General features: G+C 67.6%; 1 protein-coding gene. It reads right to left on the bottom strand.

Translation table 11 applies throughout. The features are described from left to right. Positions 1–241: 241 nt before the first annotated feature. A partial coding sequence (locus tag HKX41_10750; protein ID NNC24608.1) for a cysteine dioxygenase occupies positions 242–340 on the bottom strand: 99 nt, incomplete at its 5' end.

Genomic DNA, 340 nt, shown 5'->3' with positions numbered 1-340 from the left:
CGAGATCAGCGCGAAGACCAGCAGGTGATGGGCGATGGCGAGGAGCAGGTCGGTGAGCATGGGCTGGCCTGTGCGGGCGGGCTAGGGTTGGCGGCTATCGTAAACGTTGCGGCCGACGCAGCGGCGCGGGCGCCACGGCGGAGTTCGGCCGCAAGCGCAAAAGGAAAACGGGCAAGCGCGCGAGGCGCTTTGCCCGTTCCGTACTCGTCTCTAGCTTGCTCTGTTCGACGCTGCCGCCGGATCAGGCCGCCTCGTCGGTCTCCAGCGCCTTGTCCACGCGCTGGAACCACTCGCCCTCGCGCGGGACGAACATCGAGCAGCACTCCATCGGCGCCTTGTA

Source organism: Salifodinibacter halophilus, assembly GCA_012999515.1.
Taxonomy (GTDB): domain Bacteria; phylum Pseudomonadota; class Gammaproteobacteria; order Nevskiales; family Salinisphaeraceae; genus Salifodinibacter; species Salifodinibacter halophilus.
Note: the sequence above shows the minus strand (reverse complement) of the source record. Positions and strands in the feature narration are given on the sequence as shown.